The sequence below is a fragment of the Frigoribacterium sp. CFBP9029 genome (assembly GCF_034045305.1).
Taxonomy (GTDB): Bacteria; Actinomycetota; Actinomycetes; order Actinomycetales; family Microbacteriaceae; genus Frigoribacterium.
Window position 1 is genome coordinate 23121 of record NZ_JAXCWB010000007.1, and the last position, 6043, is coordinate 29163.

The 6043-nt window shown below is 74.1% G+C and carries 5 protein-coding genes; 1 reads left to right on the forward strand and 4 read right to left on the reverse strand.

Features of this window, described 5'->3' with window-relative positions:
- Positions 1-42 precede the first annotated feature (42 nt).
- A complete protein-coding gene (locus tag SOM11_RS10495; protein ID WP_320477972.1) occupies positions 43-1188 on the reverse strand; it encodes a pyridoxal phosphate-dependent aminotransferase in 1146 nt (381 codons plus the stop codon).
- 244 nt (positions 1189-1432) lie between these two features.
- Between SOM11_RS10495 and rpsT the strand changes: the two genes are divergently transcribed.
- Positions 1433-1693, forward strand: coding sequence for a 30S ribosomal protein S20 (gene rpsT / locus SOM11_RS10500; protein WP_192057967.1), 261 nt, complete (start codon positions 1433-1435; stop codon positions 1691-1693).
- Positions 1694-1795: 102 nt separating this feature from the next.
- Here the strand turns inward: rpsT and holA are convergent, their stop codons facing one another.
- From holA to SOM11_RS10515, 3 genes are read right to left on the reverse strand one after another with little or no spacing between them, the layout of a single operon-like run.
- Positions 1796-2830: a DNA polymerase III subunit delta gene (holA, locus tag SOM11_RS10505; protein WP_320477973.1), complete on the reverse strand. Its 1035-nt coding sequence runs from the start codon at positions 2828-2830 to the stop codon at positions 1796-1798.
- Positions 2740-5232, reverse strand: a complete 2493-nt coding sequence (locus tag SOM11_RS10510) for a ComEC/Rec2 family competence protein (RefSeq protein WP_320477974.1) — start codon at positions 5230-5232, stop codon at positions 2740-2742. The genes holA and SOM11_RS10510 overlap by 91 nt, the downstream gene beginning before the upstream one ends.
- Complete coding sequence (locus SOM11_RS10515) at positions 5229-5954, reverse strand: ComEA family DNA-binding protein (RefSeq protein WP_320477975.1); 726 nt, start codon at positions 5952-5954, stop codon at positions 5229-5231. Before SOM11_RS10515 ends, SOM11_RS10510 begins: the two co-directional genes overlap by 4 nt.
- Positions 5955-6043: the final 89 nt, after the last annotated feature.

The following is a 6043-nucleotide window of genomic DNA, read 5'->3' on the forward strand; positions in this document are numbered from 1 at the left end:
GGGGGCGCGTCGATTCTCCCACGCCGGGGCGGGAAACCGGGTCTAGGCGATCGGCGCCGGGAGCTTCGACAGGCCGCGGGTGAGCACCTCGGGCTCCGTCGCGAGGCAGACGCGGATCCAGCCCTCGCCGCTCCGGCCGAAGGCGCTGCCGGGCGCGACGGCCACGCGTTCGGTCAGCAGCAGCCGCTCGGCCCACGAGGCCACGTCCCCGCCGGAGGCGTGCGACATGTCGATCCAGAGGTAGAAGGCGCCGGTCGGCTCGAGGTAGCGGATGCCCCGCTCGTCGAGCAGGGACGTCGCGAGCTCGAGGTTCTGGCGGTAGTGGTCGCGGGCGTCGGCGACCGGCTGATGATCGCCCACGACGGCCGCGAGGGCCGCGTGCTGGTCGGGTTCGGCGACGCAGCTGATCTGCGCCTCCTGCACGGTCCGCATCGTGTCGGCCAGCCCCTTCGGGGTCACGAGGTAGCCGACCCGGACACCGGTCATGGCGTAGGTCTTGCTCAGCGAGAAGACGCTGAAGACGCGGTCGTCGTGATCGAGGGAAGCGAGGCTGACGTGCTTCGACCCGTAGGTGAAGTACTCGTAGACCTCGTCGCTGATCACCCAGAGGTCGTGCCGACGGGCGAAGTCCAGGAGGCGCACCAGGGTCTCTTCCGAGTACACGACGCCGAGCGGATTGGAGGGCGAGTTGACCACGATCGCGCGCGTGCGGTCGCCGACCAGCCGGTCGAGCTCGTCGATGTCGGGCACGAAGTCGGCGGCGGGGGCGAGCGTGTAGGGCACCGGGACCGCGTCGAGCATGTGGGCGTTCATCGTGAAGGTCGTGTAGCCCGGGTCGGGCACGAGCACCTCGTCGCCGGCGGCGAGCAGCAGACCCATGGTCTGGTGCAGCGCCTGCGTGCCGCCGATCGTCACCCAGACCTGCTCGACGTCGACGTGGATGTCGTTCTCGCGGGCGAGCTTCGCGACCAGCGCCTCGCGCAGCGGCGCGATGCCGCCGTTCGGCGTGTAGTTCGTGCGGTCTTCGGACCACGCCCGGCGGGCGGCGTCGCCGATGTGCCGGGCGACGGGCACGTCGGGCTCGCCGATCACGAGCATGTCGACGTCGTCGAGCTGGGCGGCGATCTCGAAGACGCGACGGATGCCGGAGGCGGGGACGGAGGTCATGTGCGGGGCGAGCTGCGGCATGATGGCACGGTACTACGCACGACACGGCGCGCCGCCCGACGGCTGTTCGTTGAGACTCGGGCCACCTGCTGGTAACGTTGCCTGTTGGCTTACGCGTTACGTCTGCACGGGCGGAACGCGATCGCAGCCGAGAGCCGCTCCGGTGGCCATCACCGGCGGCAGCACCGGGTCGATCGACGAGAGTCGATCGGTCGCTCGGCTGGCGCACATCCGTCCGAGACACAGAATCCAGAAAGTAGTTCACGTGGCAAACATCAAGTCGCAGATCAAGCGCATCGGCACCAACAAGAAGGCCCAGGACCGCAACCGCGCGGTCAAGAGCGAGCTCAAGACCGCCGTCCGCGCGACGCGCGAGGCGATCACCGCCGGCGACAAGGACAAGGCCACCTCGGCCCTCCTCGTCGCGTCGAAGAAGCTCGACAAGGCCGCCAGCAAGGGTGTCATCCACCAGAACCAGGCCGCGAACCGCAAGTCGTCGATCGCGAAGCAGGTCGGCGCTCTCTGAGTCGCTCCCCCGTACGAAGGCCCCGTCTCGATCGAGACGGGGCCTTCGTCGTTCCCCGGGGCCGCACCGCCGCCGAGGCGGGGACGAGTCAGCGGGGCCGGGTCAGCGGGGGCGGTCGCCCCGCATCGAGATGACCGTGACCATGCGCTCGAGCGCGTAGACGGCGTCGCGTTCGGCGCCCTTGACGGCCGCATCGGTCTCGGCGACGACCTCGATGCAGCGCCCGAGGCCGTCCTCGCTCCAGCCCCGCACCTCCCGCTGGGCCCGTTCGACCTGCCACGGCGCCATGCCGAGTCGCGACGCGAGCTGACCCGACGGACCGTAGGCCCCGTGCACCTTGGCCATGCCGCGGATCTTCATCGCGAAGGCCGCGACGACGGGCACCGGGTCGGCGCCCGATGCGAGCGCGTGGCGCAGCAGCACGAGGGCCTCGCCCTGCCTCCCGGCGACGGCCATGTCGGCGACCTTGAACGAGTTCGTCTCGACCCGCCCCTCGTAGTACTTCTCGACCGTGGCCTCGGTGATCTCCTCCGCGGCGTCCGAGATGAGCTGCTGGCAGGCGCTGGCCAGCTCGGCGAGATCGTCGGAGAACGCCGTGACGAGCGCCCGCAGCGCCCCCGAGGTGACCCGTCGACGTTCGGACGCGAACTCGGCGGCGGCGAAGTCGAGCTTCTCGGTGTCCTTCTTCAGCTCGGCGCAGACCACCTCGAGCCCCTGGCCGGTGCCGCCGCGGATCGTGTCGAGCAGCTTCTTGCCGCGCACTCCCCCGCCGTGCCGCAGCACGAGGTAGGTGTCGTCGGCGGGCGACTCGAGGTACCGCAGTGTCTCGGTGAGGAACGCGTCGGTGCACTTCTCGACGTTGGCCACGCGGATGAGGCGCGGCTCGGCGAACAGCGACGGGCTCGCGAGGGTGATCAGCTCGCCCGGCTGGTAGTGATCGGCCTCGAGGTCGTTGACCTCGAGACTGGGGTCTTCGGCGGTGAGCTGGTCGCGCAGCTGCCGCACGGCGCGGTCGGCCAGGAACTGCTCGGGGCCGCTGACGAGGATCACGGCGGCGGGCCGGATTCTGTCCCATCCGACCTGATCGATGGCGACACCGGTCTTCTTCGCCGGCTTGGCACTCGCTCGCGCGGCCACGGTCCTCCTCCGGCGACCGGATGCGGAACGGACGCCGCGACCAGCGTAGACGAGGCCTCCGACGAGGAGGCGCGCTCACGCCACAGACGGAGCCCGCCGTCGCCGACCACCACCGCCGCGGAGCCGTCCAGGTCCGACCGGGCCACGGCGGACGCGGTCTCGTCGAGCACGGCGAGCAGCGAGTCGGTCGGATGCCCGTAGGTGTTGTCGGCCCCCACGCCGACGAGCGCCACGGCCGCGCCGAGCGACCGGTAGAGACCGGGGTCCTGATCGGCCGAACCGTGGTGGGCCACCTTCACGACGTCGACCCGCTCGGGCAGCTTCCCGGTCGCGGACAGGCGGCGTTGCGCCTCGGCCCCGAGATCGCCGAGGGCCATGAGATCGAGGCACCCCGCGCGGCACCCGGCCGTCGGTCGGAAGCGCGTGACCAGACTCGCGTCGTTGCCCGGTGGCGGCGAGGCGCCCTCGAGGGGCGGCCACAGCACCTCCCAGCTCGACTCGCCCAGCACGCCCGAGGTGCCCGCCCGGGTGTCGACGACCTCGACCCCGGCGGCGACGAGCCGCTCGACGACGCGCTCGTCGGCGCTCCGCCCGGTCGGGCCGACGAGCGCGGCGTCGACGCGGCGCTCGACGGCCGCGACGGCCCCCACGTGATCGGTGTCGAAGTGGGTGAGCACGAGCAGGTCGACGCGGTCGACGCCGAACAGGTCGAGGCAGCGGTCGAGGGCGGCCTCGTCGTCGCCCGTGTCGATCAGCGCGACGCTCGCCGCACTGCGGACGAGCACGGCGTCCCCCTGCCCGACGTCGCACTGCGCGACGGTCCAGTCGTCGGGGACGCTGCCGCGGGAGCCGATCCCCGATCCCAGCACCGCGCCTCCGGCGATCACCACGACGCCGACCAGCCCCGCTGCCGCCACCCGACGCGCCCTGCTCCGCCGCCCGGCGAGCACGAGCACGACGACGAGCCCGGTCAGGGTCGCGAGCAGCCCGACGGCCACGATCCCCTGCCCCCACTCCACCCGGGCCGCCGGCCAGTCGGCGACGGAGCGGGCGACCGCCGCGACCCACGAGGCCGGAGCCCAGGCCACCCCGGCCACGAGACCGGCCGCCCCCGGCGCCCACCCCGCCAGCACGCAGACCAGCAGCCCGAGGACGGTCGCCACCGGAGCGGCGGGCTCGGCGAGCACGTTGGCCGCCACGCCGTGCAGAGGCAGCCCGGGGTCGAGGAGGAGCAGCACCGGGCCGCAGGCGAGCTGAGCCGCGATCGGCACGGCCAGCACGAGGGCGAGCGGTTCGGGCATCACCCGGGCGAGCAGACGGGCCAGCGGCGCCGCGAGCACGACCAGACCCGCCGTCGCGAGCACCGTCAGCGCGAACCCGATGTCGCGGGAGATCCACGGGTCGGCCATCAGCATGCCCGTCACCGCGACGGCGACGACCGGAAGCCCCGAGACGGGCCTCGACCCGGCCAGGTGCCCGAGCACGACGAGGGCCATCACAGTGGCCCGGACGATGCTCGCATCGGGGGTCACCAGCACGAGGAACGCGAGCAGCACGACCGACGCCGCGACGACCCGCACCGCCCGAGGCACCCCCAGCGCGCCGCCGACCAGCATGGTCAGCGCCACGAGCACGGCGCAGTTCGAACCCGACACCGCCGTCAGGTGCGACAGCGACGACGTGCGCATCGCGTCTCGCAGGTCGTCGGGCACGGCCGAGGTGTCGCCGATCGTCAGGCCGGGCAGCAGCGCACCGCCGTCGCCCGGCAGATCCGCCGCGACGGCTCGGAAGGAGGCGCGCATCGCCTCCGCCCGCCCTGCCGATCCCGAGGCGGGCGCGCCGGGTCGCAGCTCGCCGCGCGCCGCGACCACGAACGCGGCGTCGCCACCCGGCTCGACGGGCAGCACCGTCGCCCGGAGCGCGACGCGCTGGCCCACCTCGACGGCGCCGGAGACCCGAGGCGCCAGCACCAGCATCGAGACGCGCCCCTGCCACATCCGCTCGCCGCTCGTCACCGACCGGACGTCGAGGGACGCGACCTGCGAGGCGTCCGTCAGTCGCTCGGACGCCGTGGCGTCGAGCTCGACCGTGTGCCCGACGAGGGCGGTGAGCTCGGGCGGGTACCGGACGTCGTGACGGACGGCGGCGCCGGCGAGCAGGAGGCCGGCCAGGCCGACGCTCACGGCCACGGCGGTCGCGGCACCCACCGCCCGCGAGGAGGACGACCGCCCGCTGCGCGACCACGTGCGGGCCGCCACGAGCGCCGTGACCGAGACGGCCCCCGCCACCGCGGCCGCGAGACCGAGCCGGTCGGGGCTCGGCAGCAGGACGACCAGCGCGATCCACCCGACGGCGGCGGGCATCGCCCAGCGCACGTCGAGCACGGGCCGGTCGTCGATCACACCGTCACCTGCGGACGCAGCTTCTCGAGGGTCTTCTCGCCGATGCCGGGGACGCCGAGCAGATCGTCGACGGAACGGAAGGCGCCGTTCTGCTCCCGCCAGTCGAGGATCGCCGCGGCCGTGGCCGGCCCCACCCCCGGCAGGGTCTGCAGCGCGGCGTCGTCGGCGAGGTTGAGGTCGACGGCCCCGCCACCACCGGCACCCGCCCCGCCCGCACCCGCCCCGCCGGCGCCCGCTCCGCCCGCGGCCCCACCGGGACCCGCCGCTCCCCCGCCGCCGTCCCCCACGGCCGCCGCGGGCTCCCCCACGGCCGGCACCCGCAGCTGCTCGCCGTCGACGAGCGGTCGCGCCAGGTTGACCCCCGCCTGGTCGGCGCCGTCGGCGAACCCGCCGGCGGCGGCCACGACGTCGACGACCCTCGCCCCCGCCGCCAGCTCGTAGAGACCGGGTGAGACGACGGCGCCGTGCACGTGCACGAAGAGCGCGGCGTCCGCGTCGCCGGACGACGCCCCCGCCCCGCCGGGCGCACCCGGATCGGACGACGCGCCGGTCGACGGAGGCGAGGTGATCGTGGTCGTCCCCGCGCCTCCTGCGGTCGAGAGGGCCGACACCACGACGGTCACGACCAGCGCGGCGAGCACGAGCACGACCGCCGCCCCGACCCCCGTCCGCCAGCGCGGCCCCCGCGACGGATCGGGTGCGGTGCTGAACGAGACGGTCATGGCGGCACGCTACGAGCCGCCCGACGCCCCCCGCAGACGACGACGGGCCGCCCCGGGGGCCCCGCAGGGCGGTCGCGGCGGGGGGGGGG

Coding starts and splice junctions, on each gene's coding strand:
- SOM11_RS10515 (WP_320477975.1), bottom strand. CDS start 5,954: ATGACCGTCTCGTTCAGCACCGCACCCGATCCGTCGCGGGGGCCGCGC.
- SOM11_RS10495 (WP_320477972.1), bottom strand. CDS start 1,188: ATGCCGCAGCTCGCCCCGCACATGACCTCCGTCCCCGCCTCCGGCATC.